The organism is Paenibacillus sp. sgz302190 (assembly GCF_059820445.1).
In genome coordinates, this window is record NZ_JBZYAO010000003.1 from 84,043 (window position 1) to 106,058 (window position 22,016).

Annotated in this window: 15 protein-coding genes and 1 pseudogene; 14 read left to right on the forward strand and 2 right to left on the reverse strand. The window is 50.2% G+C overall.

The genetic code is table 11. The features are described from left to right. The first annotated feature begins 130 nt into the window (after positions 1–130). The 5 genes from AC6RNO_RS05550 to AC6RNO_RS05570 all read left to right on the forward strand — a co-directional run bounded on the left by AC6RNO_RS05550 (position 131) and on the right by AC6RNO_RS05570 (position 6,773). Entirely contained in the window at positions 131–1,936 is a 1,806-nt protein-coding gene (locus tag AC6RNO_RS05550; protein ID WP_497104884.1) for a histidine kinase, read from the forward strand. A gap of 11 nt (positions 1,937–1,947) precedes the next feature. Further along, positions 1,948–3,546: a response regulator gene (locus AC6RNO_RS05555; RefSeq protein WP_497104885.1), complete on the forward strand. Its 1,599-nt coding sequence runs from the start codon at positions 1,948–1,950 to the stop codon at positions 3,544–3,546. A gap of 107 nt (positions 3,547–3,653) precedes the next feature. Beyond that, positions 3,654–4,958, forward strand: a complete 1,305-nt coding sequence (locus AC6RNO_RS05560) for an ABC transporter substrate-binding protein (RefSeq protein ID WP_474679226.1) — start codon at positions 3,654–3,656, stop codon at positions 4,956–4,958. Between the two features lie 75 nt (positions 4,959–5,033). Then, positions 5,034–5,915 (forward strand): carbohydrate ABC transporter permease, encoded by an 882-nt coding sequence (locus AC6RNO_RS05565; protein WP_474679225.1) that lies wholly within the window; start codon positions 5,034–5,036, stop codon positions 5,913–5,915. A gap of 15 nt (positions 5,916–5,930) precedes the next feature. Continuing rightward, positions 5,931–6,773, forward strand: a complete 843-nt coding sequence (locus AC6RNO_RS05570) for a carbohydrate ABC transporter permease (protein WP_474679224.1) — start codon at positions 5,931–5,933, stop codon at positions 6,771–6,773. Between the two features lie 147 nt (positions 6,774–6,920). Here AC6RNO_RS05570 and AC6RNO_RS05575 read toward each other — a convergent pair. Then, positions 6,921–7,241: pseudogene (locus AC6RNO_RS05575) on the reverse strand (cytochrome P450); the annotation flags it as partial. Positions 7,242–7,841: 600 nt separating this feature from the next. Between AC6RNO_RS05575 and AC6RNO_RS05580 the strand changes: the two are divergent. Genes AC6RNO_RS05580 through AC6RNO_RS05605 form a run of 6 tightly spaced genes read left to right on the forward strand, consistent with a single transcriptional unit; the run spans position 7,842 to position 17,001 of the window. After that, a complete protein-coding gene (locus AC6RNO_RS05580) occupies positions 7,842–9,608 on the forward strand; it encodes a sulfatase-like hydrolase/transferase (protein WP_497105014.1) in 1,767 nt (588 codons plus the stop codon). 47 nt (positions 9,609–9,655) lie between these two features. Continuing rightward, positions 9,656–11,029, forward strand: coding sequence for an MFS transporter (locus tag AC6RNO_RS05585; RefSeq protein WP_488437292.1), 1,374 nt, complete (start codon positions 9,656–9,658; stop codon positions 11,027–11,029). 49 nt (positions 11,030–11,078) lie between these two features. Further along, complete coding sequence (locus AC6RNO_RS05590) at positions 11,079–12,131, forward strand: LacI family DNA-binding transcriptional regulator (RefSeq protein ID WP_488437293.1); 1,053 nt, start codon at positions 11,079–11,081, stop codon at positions 12,129–12,131. 37 nt (positions 12,132–12,168) lie between these two features. Beyond that, a complete protein-coding gene (locus AC6RNO_RS05595) occupies positions 12,169–13,716 on the forward strand; it encodes a sulfatase-like hydrolase/transferase (RefSeq protein WP_497104886.1) in 1,548 nt (515 codons plus the stop codon). 31 nt (positions 13,717–13,747) lie between these two features. After that, the gene (locus tag AC6RNO_RS05600; RefSeq protein WP_497104887.1) at positions 13,748–15,997 is read left to right on the forward strand and encodes a glycoside hydrolase family 3 N-terminal domain-containing protein; all 2,250 of its coding nucleotides are present in this window, start codon (positions 13,748–13,750) and stop codon (positions 15,995–15,997) included. Positions 15,998–16,014: 17 nt separating this feature from the next. Beyond that, positions 16,015–17,001, forward strand: a complete 987-nt coding sequence (locus AC6RNO_RS05605) for an SUMF1/EgtB/PvdO family nonheme iron enzyme (RefSeq protein ID WP_497104888.1) — start codon at positions 16,015–16,017, stop codon at positions 16,999–17,001. Positions 17,002–17,088: 87 nt separating this feature from the next. Here AC6RNO_RS05605 and AC6RNO_RS05610 read toward each other — a convergent pair whose 3' ends face one another. Continuing rightward, a complete protein-coding gene (locus tag AC6RNO_RS05610) occupies positions 17,089–17,472 on the reverse strand; it encodes a DnaJ family domain-containing protein (protein ID WP_497104889.1) in 384 nt (127 codons plus the stop codon). 218 nt (positions 17,473–17,690) lie between these two features. On the opposite strand from AC6RNO_RS05610, the gene AC6RNO_RS05615 reads away from it, so the two are divergent. From AC6RNO_RS05615 to AC6RNO_RS05625, 3 genes are read left to right on the forward strand one after another with little or no spacing between them, the layout of a single operon-like run. After that, positions 17,691–19,505, forward strand: coding sequence for a cache domain-containing sensor histidine kinase (locus AC6RNO_RS05615; protein ID WP_474679216.1), 1,815 nt, complete (start codon positions 17,691–17,693; stop codon positions 19,503–19,505). Further along, the gene (locus AC6RNO_RS05620; protein ID WP_497104890.1) at positions 19,480–21,015 is read left to right on the forward strand and encodes a response regulator; all 1,536 of its coding nucleotides are present in this window, start codon (positions 19,480–19,482) and stop codon (positions 21,013–21,015) included. Before AC6RNO_RS05615 ends, AC6RNO_RS05620 begins: the two co-directional genes overlap by 26 nt. 22 nt (positions 21,016–21,037) lie before the next feature. Beyond that, positions 21,038–22,009, forward strand: a complete 972-nt coding sequence (locus AC6RNO_RS05625) for a substrate-binding domain-containing protein (protein WP_497104891.1) — start codon at positions 21,038–21,040, stop codon at positions 22,007–22,009. Positions 22,010–22,016 lie beyond the last annotated feature (7 nt).

Below are 22,016 nucleotides of genomic sequence, written 5' to 3' on the forward strand. Positions count from 1 at the left end.
AGGATGCCGGATGGAAATGATGACATTTTCCTTCTACGCTCAGCTGCTTCCAGAAATGCCGGAGTTGTTCCTTCCGCAACAAGATGTATAATGAATAATCGAAAGTCTAATGGAAAGCCGGTGAATCGTCATGAGCATCATTCAGCGAAGCAGTCTGTCGCAATGGTTCCGCAACCAGCGCATTCGAACGAAAATATTCGCGGTATACATTCCCTTGATTCTAGTCCCTCTCCTCGTTCTGGGCTACACCTCCAAGGTTATCTACTCGGAGGCGATCATCGAGAAGACGAAGAAGAACGTGTCGGACAACTCCTCGCTCATTATTACGCGGCTGAGCGGAATGCTGACGAACGCGGAGAGCTACGCCAATATGTTGACTCTGAACCTGAACAAGCTGGCTCCGGAGCTGGCGACGCCCTCAGAGCAGTTGAATCTGCAGCGCTACACCGCGATCACGAATCAGTTGAGCTTCGGATTGCTCGTGTTTCCCGATGTGGATTCGGCGGCATTCATCGACGAGCAGGGGGGCGTGTACGGCTCGACCGCACGCGTGGAGGTCAATTCCGCCACTGCTGTCGATAGCCCGCTGCATCGTCAGGTTCTCGACACGAACGGCCTGAATGTGTGGCTGCCGATGCAGCGACGCGACTATCTCGTAACGGACCCGTCCGTACCGGTGTTGACGCTTGGGAAGAAAATCGTCAATATCAATACAGGCCAAACGCTGGGCGTTCTGATTGTGAATGTCAAAGAATCCTCGCTATCCGCTGTGTACCGAAATATGGGCGCACTCCCTTCCGGCAGTTATTTCATCGCGGACAACGAAGGGAGAATCGTCTCCTCTGCGCAGCCGTCCGAGCTGCTGAAGCCGATTGCCGACCCCAGCCTGTGGCGGTGGGTGCATGATACGGAGCATGCTGCCGACATTCGTTCCATGGAGGGGATGGATCGGCTCGTCACGAGCCATAGCTTCCCCCAGCTCGGCTGGAAGCTGGTCAGCATGATTCCGCTGCGCGAGCTGACGGCGGATTTGGACCAGATCACGCTGGTTATTGCGGTTATCGGCGCACTGTGCTTGCTGTTCGCGCTGGGCGGCGCTGCGCTGCTCTCGAAGTTGATCGCCGGCCCGATCATCAAGCTGGCCAAAGGGATGAAGGGCTTCCATGAGGGCAACCTGGATGTGCGCATCGAGGTCAATTCCGCCGACGAGATGGGGCTGTTCTCGCAAGGCTTCAATACGATGACCCGGCGCATCAAGGAACTGGTGGAGAACATTACGCAGGAACAGAAGAAGAAGCGGGAGTACGAGCTTGCGCTAATTCAGGCGCAGATCAAGCCGCATTTTCTATACAATACACTGGATGTCATCTATGCCCTGGCCGAAATGGGCCGCACCAAAGATGTATCTCGGACGACGAAGGCGCTCGCCGATTTCTACCGGGTGGCACTCAGCAAGGGACGGGAGCGAATCCGAATCGATGAGGAGCTGCGCAATGTGAAGGATTACCTCGCCATTCAGCATATCCGCTACTCGGATGTATTCACGTACCAGTTCGAAGTGGAAAACGACATTATGCTGCAAGAAATTCTCAAGCTGACGATCCAGCCGATTGTGGAGAACGCTATCTACCACGGACTTAAGGAGAAGGGGGACATGGGGCGGCTGCTAATCCGAGGCTATCGGGACGCAGATTCGATCGTCCTTGAGGTGCATGATGACGGCGTCGGGATGACGCGGGAGGAACTGGCGGAGTTAAAGCGGCACATGACGGCTCGGGATAGCGGCGGACAGAGCGGATACGGATTGCATAATGTGGACGACCGGATCAAGTTGTTTTACGGAGAGGAATACGGCCTGCATATTGAAAGCGCCCCCGGCGAGGGAACGGTCGTTACGATCACGCTGCCGGCGCAGCAGGTAAATGTGGAAGGATAGGTGGAGCCAGTATGCTCAAAGTCATGATTGTCGATGATGAAGTCATTTTCAGAGATTACCTGCGAACTAGCATTTCGTGGGGGGAGTACCGTTTAGAAATATGCAGCGAGGCGAAGAACGGCGTCGAGGCGCTGGAGCTTGCCCGTGAGCACCGGCCGGCCATTGCGCTGATCGACATCAATATGCCTTTCATGGACGGTCTGGAGCTGACGGAGCGGCTGAAGCGGGAGATGCCGGATATCGGGATCGTGCTGGTGACGGGCCACAGCGAGTTCGAATATGCACGGCGCGCGCTGAAGCTGGGGGTCGAGGATTACATTCTGAAGCCGTTCTCCAAGGAGGAGCTCATCCTTACGCTGTTAAGGCTGCAGACGAGCATCGTCCGCGCCCGGGAGGAGCGGATGACGCTGCAGGCCAACCAGGTGCTGCTGAAGGAGGGCTTCCTGAACCATCTTGTCAGCAGAGACTACAACCTGACGCAGGAGGAGACGCGTCAGCGTCTGGAAACCCTTGGGATTAAGGCGCTATCTGGCCCGCTTCAGGTGGCATGCATCGAGATCGACAGTATGGATCAGAAGTGGAACAAGGTCAGCGACAAGCTGCTCTGGCGTTTCGCGGTCACGAATATTCTTCAGGAAACGATGGCTGCGGGAGAGCCGCCGCTTGTATTTAACGGCACGGAGGGCCGTATTCTCTGCATTCGGGAGCGGCAGGCCGGACAGGAGCCGATGCAGGAGCAGGAAGGCTATGAGAAGCTTTGCTTCCTCATCAAGAAGTATTTGAAATTCACCATTACCATCGGCATAGGCGGGTGGCATGAGGGCTACGCAGGGATTCGTACGTCGTATGAGGAGGCGCTTAATGCGCTTCAGAAGAAATTTCTGCTGGGCAACGACCGAGTCATTCGGTACGAGCAGCAGGGGGGCGGAGGAGCCGTAACCGATCCCAGCGGCTTCATTTCGCCGGAGACGAACGAGGAACTGCTGATCCGGCTGCGCATGAGCGATTGGAGCGCGGTAAGAAGCGGGCTGGAAGCGATTTTTACAAAAATTAACGAGCAGCGGCTGTCCATCGAATATACGTATGTCATCTGCATGGGCTTGGTATCGCTATGCCTTTCGTATGTGTCGGAAAGCGGACATCCTATTGAGGACTGCTTCGGGGAGGATTTTTTCCCGTACAGCGAGATTACCCGGATGGAATCGATCGACGCTGCAGGCCAATGGATCGAGGGATTGTTCCACAAAGCGCTGCAATACGGGCAGATGCACAAGCAGACAAAGTCGCGCAAAATTGCGGAAGCGGTGAAGAAATATATCGAGGATTATTATCAGGACTCGGAGCTGCAAGTGGAGCAGATCGCGCAGCATGTATTCATAAATTCGAGCTATTTGCGGGCGGTATTTAAGAAGGAGCTAGGCATGACGGTGACCGACTATCTTACACATACGCGGATGCAGCGGGCCAAGGAACTCATCGGCCGCGGAGGAAGCAAGCTATCGGACATTGCCGAGCAGATCGGCTACAATGATCCGGCCTATTTCAGCAGAGCTTTCAAAAAATATTACGGCTATTCGCCAAGCGATTACGAGAATCAGCGCAGTCATTAGCCGATATGCGCGAATAGTGCAAGAATGCATCGTTTAATCCATTAACGGAATGGCCGATTCCCGGTAAACTCATGACTTGCAGGGAAGATAAAAGGGAGGTTATACAAATGAAGAAGGCGCTTTCGACTATTCTAATTGCAGGTGTGGTGGCAAGCCTGGCGGCGTGCAGCTCAGGCGGGCAGAAGCCGGCGGAGCAGGCGGCCGGCGGCAAGGACGCGTCGACAACCGGCGGCACAACCAAGCTGCGCATCTACGCGCAGTATGCCGATGACGATACAAAGCTTCCGTACGACTACGCCGTTGCGGAGCTGAAGAAGGAAATGCCGAACGTGGAGCTGGAGCTTGAGGTTCAGGCGCAGGATGACGGCCAGAAGCTGAAGACGTATGCTGCGACAGGCAACCTGCCGGATATTTTCCAAGCGGGTTTGGATCAGATCAATACGTTCAAGAAGTCAAACAACATTCTGGTGCTGGACGAGTATGTAGATAAGTTCAAGTTTAAGGAGAAAATGCAACCGAGCGCGATGAACACGCTGTATGCTCCGGATGGCAAGGTGTACGCGTTCCCTTACGCGGGTAACGAGCTGGTGCTTTTGTTCTATAACAAGGAGTTGTTCGAGAAGAACAGCGTGAAAGTGCCGACGACCTTTGATGAGATGATGACTGCGGTGAAAACGTTCCAGGAGAAAGGCATCACGCCGATGTCCCTGTTCGCGAAGGAAAAATGGCCGACAGTGGCGCTGTATGATATTTTTGCAACGCGTTATAACCCGGCTGGAATTACGGCGCTCGACCAAGGCAAGGCGAAGCCTTCCGACGAGGCGTACAAGAAGGCGGCTCAAAACGTTGTGGACTTGGTGAAGGCGGGTCTGCTGCCGAAGGGCGCAACGAACCTGAACTACGACCAAGCTGCGGCCATGTTCCATGAGGGCAAGGCGGCGATGTTCTTGAACGGCCAGTGGGAGATCGAGGCGGCAACGAAGGCGCTTGGCGATAAGGCAGCCTATATGTACTACCCGGCTCCGGACGCGGCTTCCTACGAGAAGAGCAAGCTGGCATTCAGCGGCTCCGGCGGTCCTTCCGGCTACGCGGTATCGGCGAACACGAAGGATAAGGAGCTGGCTGCGAAGGTGGCAAGCTTCATGTCCCTGAAATACGCCGAGTACAAGTACACGCAGCGAGCCAACCCAATCGTAGCGACGAAGGTAGACAAGCCGATTGAGAAGAAATACCCGCCAATGATGGAACAGCTGTCCAAGGACATTCCCAACATTACAAGCACTACCGCTTTCACATGGGGCTTGTCCAATCCGAAGTTCAAAGCCGCTGTAGAGGATGCGGCGCAAAACCTGATGACAGGAACCTACACGGCAGATCAGTTCGTTAAAGATTTGGAAAATGCAGTGAAGTAAACGTCGTCTCCCTCGCACCGGTCATGCAGTTTTGTGGCCGGTGCGAGTACTTTCTAGGCAGGGGAGAGAAATGCTATGAAAAAATTTATGGGCAATAAGCTGGCGATCGCGCTTTTCACGTTGCCGACGCTGCTGCTGTTTACCGTCATGGTGTTCTGGCCGATTATACAGGTTTTTTACCGCAGTCTGTTCGATTGGGACGGACTTACGCCAGGCACGTTCATCGGACTCGACAATTATGCGCGGCTCTTCAAAGACCGCATTTTCTATACGTCGCTCTATAACGGTATCGTTTTCGCAGTCGTGCTGGTGGTGCTGCAGATCGGGATCGGTACGCTGCTGGCGCTGGCGGTATCGGATGCGAAGCTGAAGGGGCGCAAGCTGCTGCGAATCAGCTACTTCATACCGGTAGTGCTCTCGATCACTGTAGTATGCCAGCTGTGGTTGGCGATGTATAACGGGCAATACGGTCTCATCAACAAGCTGTTCGAGATGTTCGGCTGGGAATATCGTCAGGACTGGCTGACGAACGAGACTACGGCGATCTTCGCGATTGCGGCTGTCAATGCATGGCAATATATGGGCTACCACTTTGCTTTGCTGTTGGCGGCGGTTCGCTCCATCCCTGAGCAGTATCTCGAAGCGGCGCGCATTGACGGAGCCGAGCGCTGGAAGGCACACTGGCATATTACGATTCCGCTCATGGCGGAAACGTACAAGTTCTGCCTGGTGCTCGCGGTGACGGGCGGGCTGAACGCCTTTGCCAACATGTTCATCATGACGGGGGGCGGTCCGGGTACGACGACGTATACGCTCACATATCTGATGTACCGTGCGGCGTTCCGCGTCAATGAGTTTGGCTACGGCAGCGCGGCTGCGGCGTTCCTGGTCATCGAATGTCTTTTGGTGACGCTCGTGATTAACCGTCTGGTGGCTCGAGAACGGATCGTATATTAGAGGAGGTGAGGGAGAATGATCTGGGCAGCCAGAATGAGAAAGAAGCAACCGGTTTTACAATTGTTTCTGTGGATTTATGCAGTCATTTCGGTGTATCCGTTACTTTGGATGGTTTTTTATTCTTTGAAAAATAATAACGAAATTTTCGTCACGAACCCTTTCGGTCCGCCGACGAGCTTCCGCTGGGAAAACTATATGCAGGCGTGGTCCAAATTCAACGTGCCGATGTATTTTATGAATAGCCTGTTTGTTTCTGTAGTAACGGTGGTGGGGACAATTGCGCTATCCGTCATGTTCGCTTATGCGGTATCAAGAATGCAGTGGCGCCTCAAGGGAATTGCGAACACCTATGTGATCATCGGGATGTTCGTACCGGTACAGGTCATCATGATTCCGCTGGCGATTCTGGTGAGAGATTTTCATCTCGCGAATACTTACTTGGCACTGATCGTGCCGTATATTGCGTTCAACTTGTCGTTCTCCGCGATGGTGTTCTACGGCTTTTTCCGCAGCATTCCGGTGGAACTGGAGGAATCCGCCTGTATCGACGGGGCGACGATCTACCAGACTTTCCTGCGCATTATGCTGCCTATCGTGAAGCCGGCGATTGCGACGATGGTCATCTTCGTCTTCCTCGCTGCGTGGAACGAATTCCCGATGGCGCTAATGCTGATTACGAAGGAGACCTTGAAGACGCTGCCTCTAGGCCTGCTGTTCTTCCAAGGGCAGTTCACGACGGAGTGGGGCGCGATGGGCGCTGCCATGACGATTGCGAGTTTGCCGACGGTGCTGATTTACGTGCTGTTCAGCGAGCAGGTGGAAAAGGCGCTCACGGTCGGCTCGGCGGTGAAGGGGTAAGCGTTGCGTACATGAGCAGACGACGGCAAACAGAGGAAAGAGGCTGGTTCCCTGGGCAAACAAGTGTTGCCTATGGGTTAGCCTCTTTTTGTATTGGCTTATTTTGCAAGCTGAGTCTGTTTAGATGATCGCCTATGCCGATAAGCGTTAAGCTAAGCGAATTGGAAGGCTTTTAAGAGATTGGCCCATCGCTGAATCGGTCAAATGTTCGGTCACCGCGAATTCCTCCACCGAATGAATATTAGTGAACCGTTTCACAAATGCGGTTAAAGCAGTGTAAGCTTCCATACGAGCCAGCGGAGCGCCCAAGCAGAAATGCGGGCTGGACCCGAAGGTGAGATGGTGTTGATTTCCAGGTCGATGGATATCAAACTTTTCCGCATGGGCAAATTGAGATTCATCGCGGTTGGCGGCGCCGGTCCATACCATAATCATTTGACCTTGCTTCATCTCGGGCCCAAAAACTGAGTGATCAAACAGCACACGCTTGACATGTTCATATAAAAACACATTCCAGACGTCCTGCTCGGCGGCAAATTCCTCCTTATGATTTACTCACACGGGTTAAAATATCCGAATCAGAGGGGAGTCATTACAAATTATGGAAAAAAAACGATGAACGGGACCGGTTGAAAATCCCTTATCCAAGCTGTCCCATAAACTTTATTCCATTTTGAAATTTTTACAAGCCATTTCAAAAGAATTTTCACGGAAATTTCAAGGAAATTTCGCCATGCTTCTATTTTTCTTAACATGTTTTTATCTTTTTGAATTTTAGTAGTTGCACAACGTTCTGTTTTGATTTAAAATTGAGTCAAGAAAGCGCTCGCTTTTTATTTTTTATAAAATGTAGAAGCGCTTCCACAAAAACAAATCACAATAAGTATTCGTTTTTAGCGATAAGCTTGGTGTTTTTTATTCAATGTGGAAGCGCTTCTAGAACAGGGCGCTCAATCTTACCTTGGATGGAGAGAAATCAGAGATGAACACGAAAGCAGGACGGCAGACAGCAGTATCGATCGGCAAAATGAATATGGGAGGTGAAGCATGATGCGGGCTATCATGGTGATGTTTGATTCGCTGAATCGTCATATGCTTCCGAACTATGGGTGTGAATGGACCATTGCCCCGAATTTTAAGCGATTGGGTGAAAGAACGGTTACTTTTGATCAATGTTACGTCGGGAGTATGCCTTGCATGCCGGCTCGACGGGATCTTTTGACAGGACGCTATAATTTCTTGCATCGAAGCTGGGGGCCCATTGAGCCATTCGATGACTGTATGCCCGAGAGACTCAAAAAGAATCAGGTGTATACGCATCTTGTTACCGATCATCAGCATTATTGGGAAGATGGTGGGGCAACATACCATACCCGTTATAGTTCTGCCGAGTTTTGCCGGGGGCAGGAGGGCGACCCGTGGAAAGGGGAGGTTAATCACCCTGATATTGCGGAGTCCGAGATTCCTGTCGCAAAGCATCCCGTGTTTCAGAATATGCTCCGGCACGACACGATTAATCGCAAATATATGCAAGATGAGGAAAAACATCCGCAAACAAAAACCTTTAAATATGGTTTGGAGTTTATAGAAAAAAATAAAGATGCGGACAACTGGTTTTTGCAATTGGAAACGTTTGATCCGCATGAACCTTTTTTCACTTATCAGCAATATAAAGATTTATACCCTCACGAATATAATGGAAAACCGTTTGATTGGCCGCCGTATTATTTTGTTCAGGAATCCGAGGAAGTAGTCCAACACGGAAAATATCAATATGCCGCACTGCTTAGCATGTGTGATCGTAACTTGGGCCGGGTACTTGATCTGATGGATGAACACGACATGTGGAAGGACACGATGTTGATTGTCAATACGGACCACGGCTACTTATTGGGGGAACACGGATGGTGGTCCAAGTCGGTCATGCCGCTTTATCAGGAAATTGCCAACACTCCATTGTTTGTCTGGGATCCCCGGGCGGGCGTTAAAGGGGAGAGAAGGTCGGCGCTTGTCCAAACCGTGGATCTGGCTCCTACGCTGCTTGATTTTTTTGGTGTACCGCTTCCGGAACATTTGAGCGGAAAGCCGTTGAAAGATACCATACGGTCGGATGCTAAAATTCGCGATGCGGCATTATTCGGCTTTCACGGCAGTCATGTAAATATAACGGACGGTCAATATGTATATATGAGAGGCCCGGTATCTCCGGACAACGGCCCGCTATTCGAATATACGCTCATGCCCACACATATGCGTAGCTTATTTTCACCGCAGGAGCTTCAGGATATTGAGCTGCAGGACCCTTTTTCATTCACAAAAGGCTGCCGGACCATGAAAATTCATGCAGGACAAGGCAGGACAAATCCTTTTCAATACGGTTCAAAACTGTACGATCTGCTGCAAGATCCGAAACAAACCGAAGAGGTGGAGGATCTCGACGTAGAATTGCGGCTCATTCGGATGATGGCCGAAATGATGAATCAGAATGATGCTCCGATGGAGCAATATGAGCGTCTGGGCATTCCGGCGGACGGAAACATGAGCCCCTCCGAATTAATTGTTCAAAAACAAGAAGTAGCGCAAGCGATCGTACTCCCGGGCCTTGAACATCTTTCCTGGACCAAGGGAGCAAAATATCAAATGTGGACGCTTCTAAACACGGTTCCTCAAGAAATGAGAGAACAGATGCTGGAGAGTTTTGGGCATTATACGAATGGCGGAGGCATAACGGAAATCCAAGAGGATGTCATTTTGGGTTTTGTGAACTTGAAGCTGCCGCCTGAAAGAAAAGATATGGCCCTATACTTTATCCGGCTCGCAGGAAGGATAGTCTGACATCACTTGCTTTCAAAATATAATGCCCAATATGGAGGACAATAACCATGAGCACCGGTAAGCTGCAACTTGCCCAAAAAAGCGAAATTTTTCAATATGCTTTCGGCGGACTTGGCTCTAACATATTTTTCTACATTCAGCTATCGTTTCTCATGTATTTTTATACGGACGTTTTCAAAGTATCCCCGGTCGCAGTAGGGTCGCTGTTCCTGGGGGTTAGGCTCCTTGATGCCATATTCGATCCCATTATGGGAATGCTCACCGACCGTACGCGAACGAAGTGGGGCAGTTTTCGGCCTTATCTTATTTTTGGGGCACCGCTGCTGGCGGCAGTAATGATCTTGATGTTCACAGCGCCGAATTTGAGCCCAACGGGCAAAATTGTCTACGCAGCTCTCACTTATTTATGCTATTCGTTCATGTCTTCCGTTGTTAACATTCCTTACCACTCACTGACGGCGGTCATGAGTAAAGATCCGAATCAAACGACCACAATTACGATGGCCAAGCAATTTATGCTGGTTCCGGCAGGCCTCATCGTTAACGCAGGGGTTCTCCCGATGGTTGCTTTTTTCGGAACAGGCCAGCAAGGATGGTTTGTTACCGTATTTATTCTTACCATTATTGCATCGCTTTCTTTCTGGATTTGTGCAAATGGCGTAAAACGCCATGATATGACGGCGGATCGGAAGAGTACTCAGCATCAGCATCCTCCCATCAAGAAACAGTTGAGCTTGATTGTGCAAAATAAGCCTTTATTGATCTTGATGTTATCCTTTTTCATGAACTTGACGGCAACGACAACCAATGGCGCGGTATCTCTTTACTTTTGGAAGTACAATGTAAATCATATGGAACTGTATTCCCAAATTTCGCTGTGGGGCACGATATTATCTCTTCCGATCTACGCGTTTACCCCGTATTTAGCCAGGAAGATCGGTAAAAGAAATGTATTCCTTTACGGTAGTCTTGCAGCGGCCGTACCGACCTTAATCATGATGCTGATTCCTACTGATAATGTGACCGTTATTTTAATCGCGACGATTTTGAAGCAGGTTCTTGGTACATTTTGCGGTTCGATCGTATGGGCATTGATTCCCGATTGTGTGCAATATGGGAATTGGAAAACCGGAGTTGAAGGTGCCGGAACGGTTACTTCCGCCTGTACGTTCGTGAATAAGCTCGGATCGGCCCTTGGCGGCAGCTTGACGGGAGCGATCTTGGGCGCTGTCGGTTACGTGGCCGGACAGGTACAGAGTCCCGAGGTGCTTAAAGTCATTCTGTACTTATATGCTGGGGTTCCGCTTGTGGCCTACATTGGCACCGCAATAGCCTTAAGATACTTTAAAATCCCGCAAGAAGTTTTTCAAAATTCCTCAACAAAAAAAGAGCATTCAACAACGGCGGAACTCCATGCTTAATGCCTTTTTTTGATATACTGAATGAAAAAAGGTTTTGGTGGTTGGAAAAATGAAAGTTTCTATTTACGATGTGGCAAAATTAGCGGGCGTGTCCATTTCTACTGTATCAAGAGTGCTCAATAAAAGCGGGTATGTTAGCCGTAAAACGGAAACGAAGGTAGATCAGGCTATGAAGACGCTGGGGTTCGTTCCGAGCATTACCGCTCAAAACCTGGCGAAACACCAAACTATGCTGATCGGATTATATTTCCCTCATTTTATTAGTTCGAAGCACGGATTTTCGACCTATCCCATGGAGTTTATAAGGGGAGCTACTGAAAAGGTTATGGAGCAAGGATATCACTTGCTCCTTATTAACGAACCCTGTGAAGAGGATAAGCTGGCATCCGGCGCATGTCTCCCGCAGTATACGTCCTTTTTGAAACAAAAAAGAATTGACGGGCTGTTGTTCGGAAGTGCTCCATTGAGAAATTCCTCATTCTTTGAGCTGATCGAGAGCGAAGCGCCGATGGTCTATATTGGGGAAAGGCTCGTTTCGGACCGCGGGTTGAATGTGTACGCACAGTTCAAACAAAATATTTGGAAATCACTGGATTATTTATATGAACGAAATCATCGAAAGATAGCGATATTTAATTTCGTTCGGTCGGAAGTCTCCACATTCGTCACTCAATACAAAGAGTGGAGAAAAGACCCGCTTTTGCAGGTGGAAATCCGAGAAAGCAGGCGTGACCTTGACGCGCATATCGAAGTGCTTTCAGAAGTGTTTTCGCGGAATGAGAAACCGACAGCGCTTATGATCAGGGACATTGGCAAGGTGCAGCCTACCATCAATTATTTGAATAATATCGGGATGCGCGTTCCGGAGGATGTTTCGATTATAACGGAAGAACATCACTATAAAGATGGGGAACAATGCTTCCCGGCTGTTACAAGCGTATATGTACCCGTTTACCAAATGGCCGTTGAAGCGGCCGGATTGCTGTTCGATTATATAAATGAGAAGGAAAATTACGATAAGCAAATTTTATTATCTCCACAAATTATTGAACGCCAATCTGTAGCGATTCGCAGAGCGTCGGAAGAAAGATCGCTGATATAGGGCAAAACGGATCTTAAATAAGAAAGGACGAAAGTAAATGAGAATTTTATTTCTGGACTTGGATTCTACCAGTCCCGACCATTTAAGCTGCTACGGGTATCATCGGAATACTTCTCCCAATATTGACAAAATAGCTAGTGAAGGGGTTCGTTTCACCAACTATTACACTTCGGATGCCCCTTGCGCTCCTTCCCGGACAGCGCTCATGAGCGGCCAATTCGGGATTCGCAACGGTTTGGTTGGCCATGGCGGTACAGCGGGAGACATGAAGCCCGAAGGCAGCAAGCGGGAATTGATGGGGAAGCTTACACGCGGAGGTTCGTTCCCTTCTTATTTGCAGCTGATGGCAGACATGAATACCGTTTTAATTAGTCCGTTTGCCCAGCGCCATTCCACCTTCGGATTTTATGCAGGCTTTAACGAGATTATCAATACCGGAAGATATGGCAATGAATCGGCAGAGCATGTCACGCCGGTAGCTCTTGACTGGATCGAGCGAAATGCGCAGAAGGATGACTGGTTTTTGTATATCAATTATTGGGACCCGCATACCCCTTATCGTGTACCTATGGATTACGGAAATCCGTTTGAGAATGATCCGCTGCCTGATTGGCTGACGGAGGACGTTCTGGAGAAGCATAAGCAAAAAGTCGGTCCGCATTCGGTCCATGAACTAAATATTGATTTCCGCAACAAAACGTTTAACAACGAGACCGCTCCTCATTTCCCGCGTCATCCGGGGGAGATTGCCGACATGGATGGAATGAGAACCATGATCGACGGCTATGATTGCGGAATCCGCTATATGGATGAGCATATCGGACGTTTAGTCGCGGCACTTGAGAACCACGGTGTCATGGAGGATCTGATCATTATTATCACCGCCGATCATGGCGAAAATATGGGGCAGCTCGGCATCTACGGGGAGCATGGCACCGCCGATCAAGGGACCTGCCGGTTGCCGATGATTATCCGCTGGCCGGGAATGAAGCAGGGAATCGTGAATGAAGATCTTCATTACCATTTGGATTTGCTTCCTACGGTGGCGGAGATGTTGGGTACCCCGGCGATGCCGGATTGGGACGGCGCAAGCTATGCCCCGGTGCTTAAAGAAGGAGCAGACTGCGGACGGGACTATCTGGTTGTATCGCAATGTGCCCATGTGGTGCAGCGCAGTGTCCGTTTCCGTGACTGGATCTACATCAGAACCTATCATGACGGCTTCCATCTCTTTGATCAAGAGATGCTGTACAACCTGGCGGAAGACCCTCATGAGCAAAATAATGTGGCGGCAAAACACAAAGAGATTTGCATGGAAGCCGTTTACTATTTGAACGAGTGGCATGATGAGATGATGCGCCGCTCCGGTGACGATACGGACCCCTTATGGACTGTGATGAAGGAAGGCGGGCCTTTCCATGCCAGAGGGTATCTGAAAGGATACATGCAGCGGTTGGAAGAAACAGGCAGGGGCCACCATGTAGAGGAATTAAAGCGCAGGCACCCGAGCGAGTTTCCGGAAGAAACGAATCAGATTGCTGCAGCCGTTCAAAAGAAAATCGGACAAAGAATGGCCGGGCATTAAGCACACGGAAGTATGTTTAGAAAGGGTGTACATGTTGGCGATTAACTATGTGAAAAATGAAAAAGGACCTATGTTAGGATATTCGACAACTTCAGGAATCGGAATCCTTTATATAGAAGGGCATGCTTTCAAAGACTTGAACAAAAGCGGAAAACTAGAACCTTATAAAGACTGGCGTTTATCCGCAGAGGAGCGGGCTCGCGATTTGGCCTCGAAGATGACCGTTGAGCAAATAGCCGGTCTTATGTTGTATAGCCGCCATCAGTCGGTTCCAGCTGTAAAGAGAGGGCAGTTTGACAGCACCTACGGCGGAAAACCTTTTGCTGAAAGCGGAGCTAAGGCTTGGGATCTTTCAGATCAGCAAATCGAGTTTTTAACTGAGGATAATCTCCGTCATATACTCGTCACTACCGTCGAAAGCCCGGAGGCTGCCGCTCGTTGGAATAATGAGGTACAAGCTTTGGCAGAAGGTATTGGCTGGGGAATTCCGGCGAATAATAGTTCCGATCCCCGACACGGTTCCGACTCAAGCAAGGAATTTAATGAAGGTGCAGGCGGAACGATTTCCATGTGGCCGGAAACCTTGGGGCTTGCGGCCGCATTCGATCCTGAAGTGGTTGAAAAATTTGGAGAAATTGCCTCGAAAGAATACAGGGCTTTAGGTATCGCAACCGCCCTGTCGCCTCAAGTGGATATCGCGACTGATCCTCGCTGGTATCGGTTTAGCGGGACGTTCGGCGAAGATCCCAAGCTATCGGCGGATATGGCCCGTGCTTATGTGGATGGATTCCAAACTTCTGCGGGAGAGCAGGAGATCAGTGAAGGCTGGGGCTACGATAGTGTAAACGCTATGGTCAAGCATTGGCCCGGCGGGGGATCCGGTGAAGGTGGACGGGATGCACACTGGGGTTTTGGAAAATATGCAGTGTATCCGGGAAATAATTTTGAAGAACATCTGATTCCTTTTGTGGACGGCGCTTTTCAGCTATCCGGCAAAACAGCAAAGGCTTCTGCCGTGATGCCTTATTATACGATTTCATTCAATCAGGATACAGTCAATGGGGAGAATGTAGGGAATTCTTACAACTCTTATCTGATCCAGGATTTACTTCGCCGGAAATATGGTTACGATGGCGTTGTTTGTACCGATTGGCTCATCACCGCGGATGAACCCGAAACTGTGGATCAGTTTGCGGGTAAACCTTGGGGCGTGGAACAATTAACGGTGACCGAAAGACATTATAAACTGCTGATGGCCGGTGTGGATCAGTTTGGAGGCAACAATGAAGCGGGTCCCATAATCGAAGCTTACCATAAGGGAGTCGAGGAACACGGGGAAAGCTTCATGCGCAAGCGTTTCGAAGAATCGGCTGTCCGTTTGCTCAAAAACATTTTCCGCCTTGGGTTGTTCGAAAATCCTTATCTCCAGGTGGAAGAAAGTGCAGCCGTCGTTGGGTGCCCCGAGTTTATGGCAGAAGGATACCAGGCTCAGCTGAAATCGATTGTCATGCTGAAAAATAAAGATCATGTTCTTCCTCTGGCGAAAGGCAAAACCGTGTATATACCGAAGCGGTATTTCCCTGCTCAAACCGATTGGTTCGGCAACCGGATCGAAGGAAAAGTGGATAATCCCGTGAATCTGGATGTCGTAAAGAAATACTTTAACATAACGGATCAACCTGATCAGGCTGATTTCGCTCTTGTTTTCATACATGGTCCTAATTCGGGCAGCGGTTACAGCAAAGAGGACCGTGAGGCGGGAGGGAACGGCTATGTTCCGGTCAGTCTCCAGTATGGACCTTATACCGCTGCACAAGCCAGAGAGACGAGTATTGCAGGGGATCCGCGGGAAGTGCTCAATCGTTCCTACAAAGGCAAAACCGTGGTCGCAACCAACTCCACCGATCTTGATCTTGTTTTGCAAACCAGAAAAGTCATGAAGGGAAAACCGGTCATCGTATCGATGCTATTATCGAACCCGGCGGTCGTTGCTGAATTTGAAAAAGAAGCAGACTCCATTCTAGTGAACTTTGGCGTCCAGGATCAAGCTATTTTGGCAATCGTAACGGGTGAAACGGAACCTTCCGGGCTGCTTCCGATGCAGATGCCGGCCGATATGAGTACGGTTGAAGAACAAAAGGAAGATGTTCCCCATGACATGGAGTGTTATGCGGATTCCGCAGGCAATCGCTATGATTTTGCCTTTGGTCTGAATTGGAAAGGCGTCATTGCGGATCAAAGGACGGAGAAGTATAGAAAATTTGTCGATTTCACCCGTTAGAAAGAGAGGCCATAACTATGACAGATCCGATAAAGCCTTCTTGCTGCTCCGTTTCCAGAATGGAGGCTTCCTTGACGATCAACTCCGGCGTAGTGGACAAAGAGGATAAGGGGAACCAGGTTGCTCCCGCCACTCCCGCCGCACAACCGGCCAAACAGGATATGATTTATTTGCCGGGCGGGGAGTTTCTGATGGGGACCGACGATCAAGAAGGCTTTCCATCGGATGGAGAAGGTCCGGTGCGGGCCGTCACCATCGATCCGTTCTACATCGATCCGTATACGGTAACGAACGCGGAATTCAAGAAGTTTGCAGACACTGCCGGGTATTCGACGGAAGCGGAGAAGTTTGGCTGGTCGTACGTGTTTCATCTGTTTGTTCCCGAAGCCGGAGTCAAAATTTTAGGTGCGCCCAGGCAAACGCCTTGGTGGCTGGCAGTCGAAGGCGCCAGTTGGCGCGATCCGGAAGGGCCCGGCTCAGGGATTGAAGGCAGGCTCGACCACCCGGTCACTCATATTTCCTGGAACGATGCGCAAGCTTACTGCAGATGGGCCGGCAAACGGCTGCCGACGGAGGCGGAATGGGAGTTTGCCGCGCGGGGAGGACTCGTTCAGAAGCGATATCCGTGGGGAGATGAGATTAAACCCGGCGGCAAGCACATGTGCAATATATGGCAGGGGAAATTCCCGAAAAAAAACAACGCCAGTGACGGATTTCTCGGGACGGCGCCCGTGCAATCCTTCGAACCGAACGGATACGGACTGTACCAAGCTGCCGGCAATGTTTGGGAGTGGTGTGCGGACTGGTTCAGCCCCACCTTTCACTTGAACGGGCCGCGGGTGAACCCGATCGGTCCGGCGAAAGGGACGAGCCGTGTGATGCGCGGCGGCTCCTATTTATGCCACAAATCCTACTGCAACCGATACCGTGTGGCTGCCCGCAGCCAGAATATGCCGGATAGCTCGTCAGGAAATATGGGCTTCCGCTGCGCAGCCGATGCTTAGGTTTTCAATGTCGCAAGCCCGTGCCTTGATGGTGCGGGCTATTTTTCATTTTCGACATTCGTTCTAAAACCTGTTACAGCTTATGTATTATTCGCCGTTGTCTGATAACTTTTGTTGGATTTGACGCTCGTATTCGGTAAACGCTTCCGATGCCAGCCATCCCCGTTCGGACATCAGTGATTGGTAGCGGAGCCTCTTGGCCGACAACTCACGTTGAAGCTTTGTGTGCTCGGAATCGTCCCGGCAGACGGTGAGCAGGTAGCCAAGCGTTACCATTTCTTTGCGAAGCTGCATTTCCTCGGGAATGAGCCCGGCATTTTTGAGCAGCTTGAAGCCGATTCGAAGCTCCTCCGGGACGTTCTCCAGATCATCAGGGGGAAGCGGCTTGCCTGCGCCCGGCAGATTGTTTAATTCCCCGCGACGGATGGACTTCAGGATTTTCTCCTCTGCGATCGTGCGCATAAATTCCATCGGTGTATCAACTCCTCGAAATCATTTTACCATACTACAGTAAATTTCTTCATGCATATACCATTTTGAAAACCTGGATTTAAATTGGGCTGCCACAAAAAATCAAAACATTTTCGAATCATTTTCTATTTTCTAAGCATCAAAAAAAGATTACAATAATGAGTACTGCAAGCGCTTTAATTTGGTGGGCGAGAACGATGAAACCCGGGGGTACCTTCATGAGATTGTTTCGTTGGATATCCTCCAGTTTGAGGGCGAAAATGTTAGTCATGTTTGTGATGCTGACCGCCATCCCTTTAATTGTCGTAGGGATTATCAGTTACACCAAATCGTATAATACCGTTTCCAGGCATAGCATTGCCACGACAGAGCTTGTGGCGGAGCATCTGAAAAACGATATCGACGTGCTGTTTTCGGACAACCGCAAATTTTTGGACATTAGCAAAAACTCAAATGTACTGCGGTTTCTGCTGATTCAAAGCGAAACTTATGATGAAGCTAAAGATATATTAAAAACGTTCAGCCTGTATCGGGATACGTACCGGTTCAGCAACGGCCTGACGAATATTATACTTTTTAACAGGTACGGCAAGGGGATTAGCGAGAAAAAGGGCATTTTCCAAATCGATGAGGACCCGTTTCTTTATCCGGAGTTCAAAAGCTTGTTGGCCCATCGTGATGAGGTGCTTATCATACCGCCTGCCGGTTCGCGGGGGATCAGCAATTTGGACCGGGCGGAGGAGGATAATCCTCCCCTAATATCGATCGTCTCGACGGTAAAACAGGAGATTACGGACGAAGTCATCGGATTTATGGTGATGAACTTGGATGTGTCGGTCATCGAAAACTTTTGCAACAATACAAAGATGGGCGACAGCGGCTTCTTTTACGTCATGGACCCGCAGGGGAAGCCGATCATCCTGCCTGAGAGTATGAAATCAGCCGGTGCCGCTGTGGGCTTAACGAAGCAACAATTGGGAGCGGCTTCGGGCAACGACATTCGTGAGGTGGCAGGACGCAGGCAATTTATTGTGTATACGACTTCGGAGTTGACGGGCTGGAAGGTCGTCGGCGAAGTGCCTTTGCAGGAAGTGATCAAAGATGCAAAACAGATTGAAACGCTCATTTTTGTCAGCGTTATCTTCACGATTATGTTTACTATTTCGCTCTATGCCTATGTGTCCAACCGGCTGATCCGTCCGATCCGGTATTTGAAAAATAAGATGCGCCAAGCGGCGTCAGGCTATTTGGATGCCAAAGTGCCCGGCGGAGGGCAGGATGAAATAGCTGATTTGGGCGTCAGCTTCAATACGATGCTCGACAAAATCAAGCTGCTGATCGAAACCAGCATGAAAGAGCAGGAACAGATGAAGCTCGCGGAGCTGCGGACGCTGCAGGCCCAGATCAATCCGCATTTTTTGTACAACACGCTGGACTCGATTATTTGGCTGGCGGAAAATAAAAAAAGCGAAGAAGTCATCGGCATCGTGAACGCGCTTGCAACTTTTTTCAGGATTTCATTAAGTAAAGGTAAAGATGAGATTACGCTCAAAGAGGAATTGGATCATATCGCCAACTATTTAACGATCCAGCAGATGAGGTACAGGGACATTCTCGACTACGAGATCGATGTGCAGGACAATGTGCTGGGCTGCCTTATTTTGAAAATGACGCTTCAGCCGCTGATCGAAAACGCTTTGTACCACGGCATTAAAAACAAGCGGGGCAAGGGCTGCATTCGCATTACAGGAGGCTATGGAACGAACGGCAATATTGAGCTGCGAGTCTCGGACAACGGCGCGGGCATGACGAAAGAGAAGCAGGAGCAGCTTAGAGAGCTGCTTGCCGAGAGTAAGCATACCCAGGCTCAACCGGCAGGGTTTGGGATTATCAATGTGCATCAAAGAATCAATCTTTATAACGGAGATCCGTACGGTATTCGGATCGAAAGCGAATATGGCTTTGGCACGACAGTGTTCGTGAGCATACCGATAAGGAGAGAATTTGATGAAAAAAGTGTTGTTGGTGGATGATGAGGTCCTTGTCCGAGAAGGCATCCGCAACCGGATTGAGTGGGAAAAGGAGGGATTTGTGTATTGCGGTGACGCGCCGGACGGCGAAATGGCGCTTCCTTTAATCGAAAGTCTGGCGCCGGATATTTTGCTGACCGATGTTAAAATGCCTTTTATGGACGGGCTGCAGTTAAGCCGGATTGTGAAAGAGAAGATGCCGGCGATCAAAATCATTATTTTGAGCGGTCATGACGAATTCAACTATGCAAGGGAGGCTTTGCGGATCGGGGTGGAGGAATATTGCCTGAAACCGATCAATGCGATGGAGCTGATCCAAGTGCTCCAAAGTGTTGCAGCCAAAATCGATATGGAGCGCGAGGAGCTGAAAAAGAAAGAGCTGCTGCAGCTGAAAGCCAGCATCAATCAGGAAACGGTCAGGGAGCAATTGCTGATCGATTTGTGCTCCGGCTCCATCCCGACAGCGGAGGCTATTCATGCCGCGGAGACATTAGGCATCGGTCTGATTGCGAAGCATTATCTCGTGGTGCTTGCAGAGATGCCCGGCGGCGTTGAGACGCATCCGCTATTTCAAGAAGCGATGCGCGACATGGCGGACCATTTGCATATGAGGCGCAGTAAAAAAGAACATGTGTGGATTTTAAAAGGAGACGATCCGGAGCATGTGGAGTTTGCGGCCCAAAGCTTTATCCGCAAGCTGAAGCTGCTGGAGGAGCGGGTTGGCGGCACGTTTTATCACGGCAAAGGAACGGTCAGAGGGCGGGTCCAGGAGATCGCGGTCTCATTTTCCGAAGCGGAACGAAATAAAAGCTACCATTATTTTTTGCGCAACCGTCCGATTGTCAGCATCGATAAAGGAGGATTGGCCGGTTACGACCGTAATCAAGTGCCCAATTTTTTGAAAATGGGCGATGTCTCCAAGATCGACAGTTTTGTTTGCGGTTACATACAAGGTATCGGCGATCATACGGAGGCTGAAAGCAAGTTTTATTGGCATTATCTCATTTTGGATATGATTGCAGCCGTAACTGCGTTTATCCACGAGTCCAATGGAGACGTGCAGTCTTTTTTGTCGGAGATGGCCGCGGTGGAGGAAGCGCTGTTGATCAGCAATAGGCTGGAGGAGGTGCGGGCCTGCGCTGTCTCTGTACTTGCGCTCGGCCTTAAACATCGTGACCGCATTACGGACAAATATGGCGAGCTGCTTGCCAAGGCCAAAAACTATATCGATAAAAACTTTGACAATCCGGATATTTCCTTGCAGGTTGTTGCGGCTTATGTGAACGTAAGCGCAAGCCATTTTAGCGGGATTTTTTCTCAAGGAATCGGGCAAACGTTTATTGATTATTTAATTAAAACCCGCATTAAGAAGGCGATGGAGCTGCTCAAAACGACAAACGCCAAGTCATACGAAATTGCCGCCATGGTAGGCTATAGCGATCCGCATTATTTTAATTCGGTATTTAAAAAAATCGCCGGCGTCACAACCAAAGCATTTCGTAATCAGGTGTAGCCATGTGAAGGAGGAAACGGCCATGCGGGCTCGCTATAGGAATATGGCATTCCTGTTTCTATGCTGCATCCTCGTGAGCCTGACGGCGGGCTGCGGGCTTGAGCCGGCAGCGCCCGCCGGTCCGGAGCATAAGGAATCCGCCGTTGAAGTGCAGAAGCCGGGACGGACGTTCGCCATCGTTTATTCGACAGCCGATGTTTTTCATAAGGTGGTGACGAGCAGGGCGGAGGCAGTCTCCCGCAATCTCGGTACTGAGCTTATTGTCAAGGCGCCGGATGAAGCCAATCTCGAGCAGCAGATCCGGATGATGGAAAATTTGATCAAGCAGCATGTCGACGGCATAGCAATCAGTCCGGTGAACGCCGCCGCGCTGGAGCCCTACATTAATAAAGCCGTTGACGCCGGCATTCCAGTCATTTGCTTCGATAATGACGCTCCGCAAAGCAAACGCGCCGCCTTCATAGGAGTCAACAATTACGAGGCCGGCCGTATGCTTGCTGCGTATATCGATCGCGCCTTGGGCGGAAAGGGCATGATCATTGCCGAGACGGGCACTGCCTCGTTTTCCAGCATTCAGCAGCGGGTTGCAGGCTTCAAAGATTATTTGGCCAGACTGCCGGATATACAGCTCCTTGAGCTGAGAACGAACGGAGACAGTCTGGATAAAGCGATCGTCAATTTGGAAAAGATGATAGACGCGCATCCGCATTTTGAGGCTTATGTCGGGCTGGATTCGTTGGCGGGTTCCGCGGCTATCCTCGTCTGGAAAGCCAAGGGCTTAAGCCAATTATCGGTTACGACCAGCGGTTCGCCGGAGCTGCTGGACGGAGTTGCGAACAAGCAGATTACCGCTTTGATGTCGCAGCAGGAAGAGGCTTGGGGAGATATGATTGTCAATCTGCTGAACGACGCTTGCGACGGAAAAGCGGTGCGGGAACTGAATCAGTTAGAGCCGACTTTTGTTACGCACCAGTCGCTCAAGAGCATCAAGTAAAATTCGT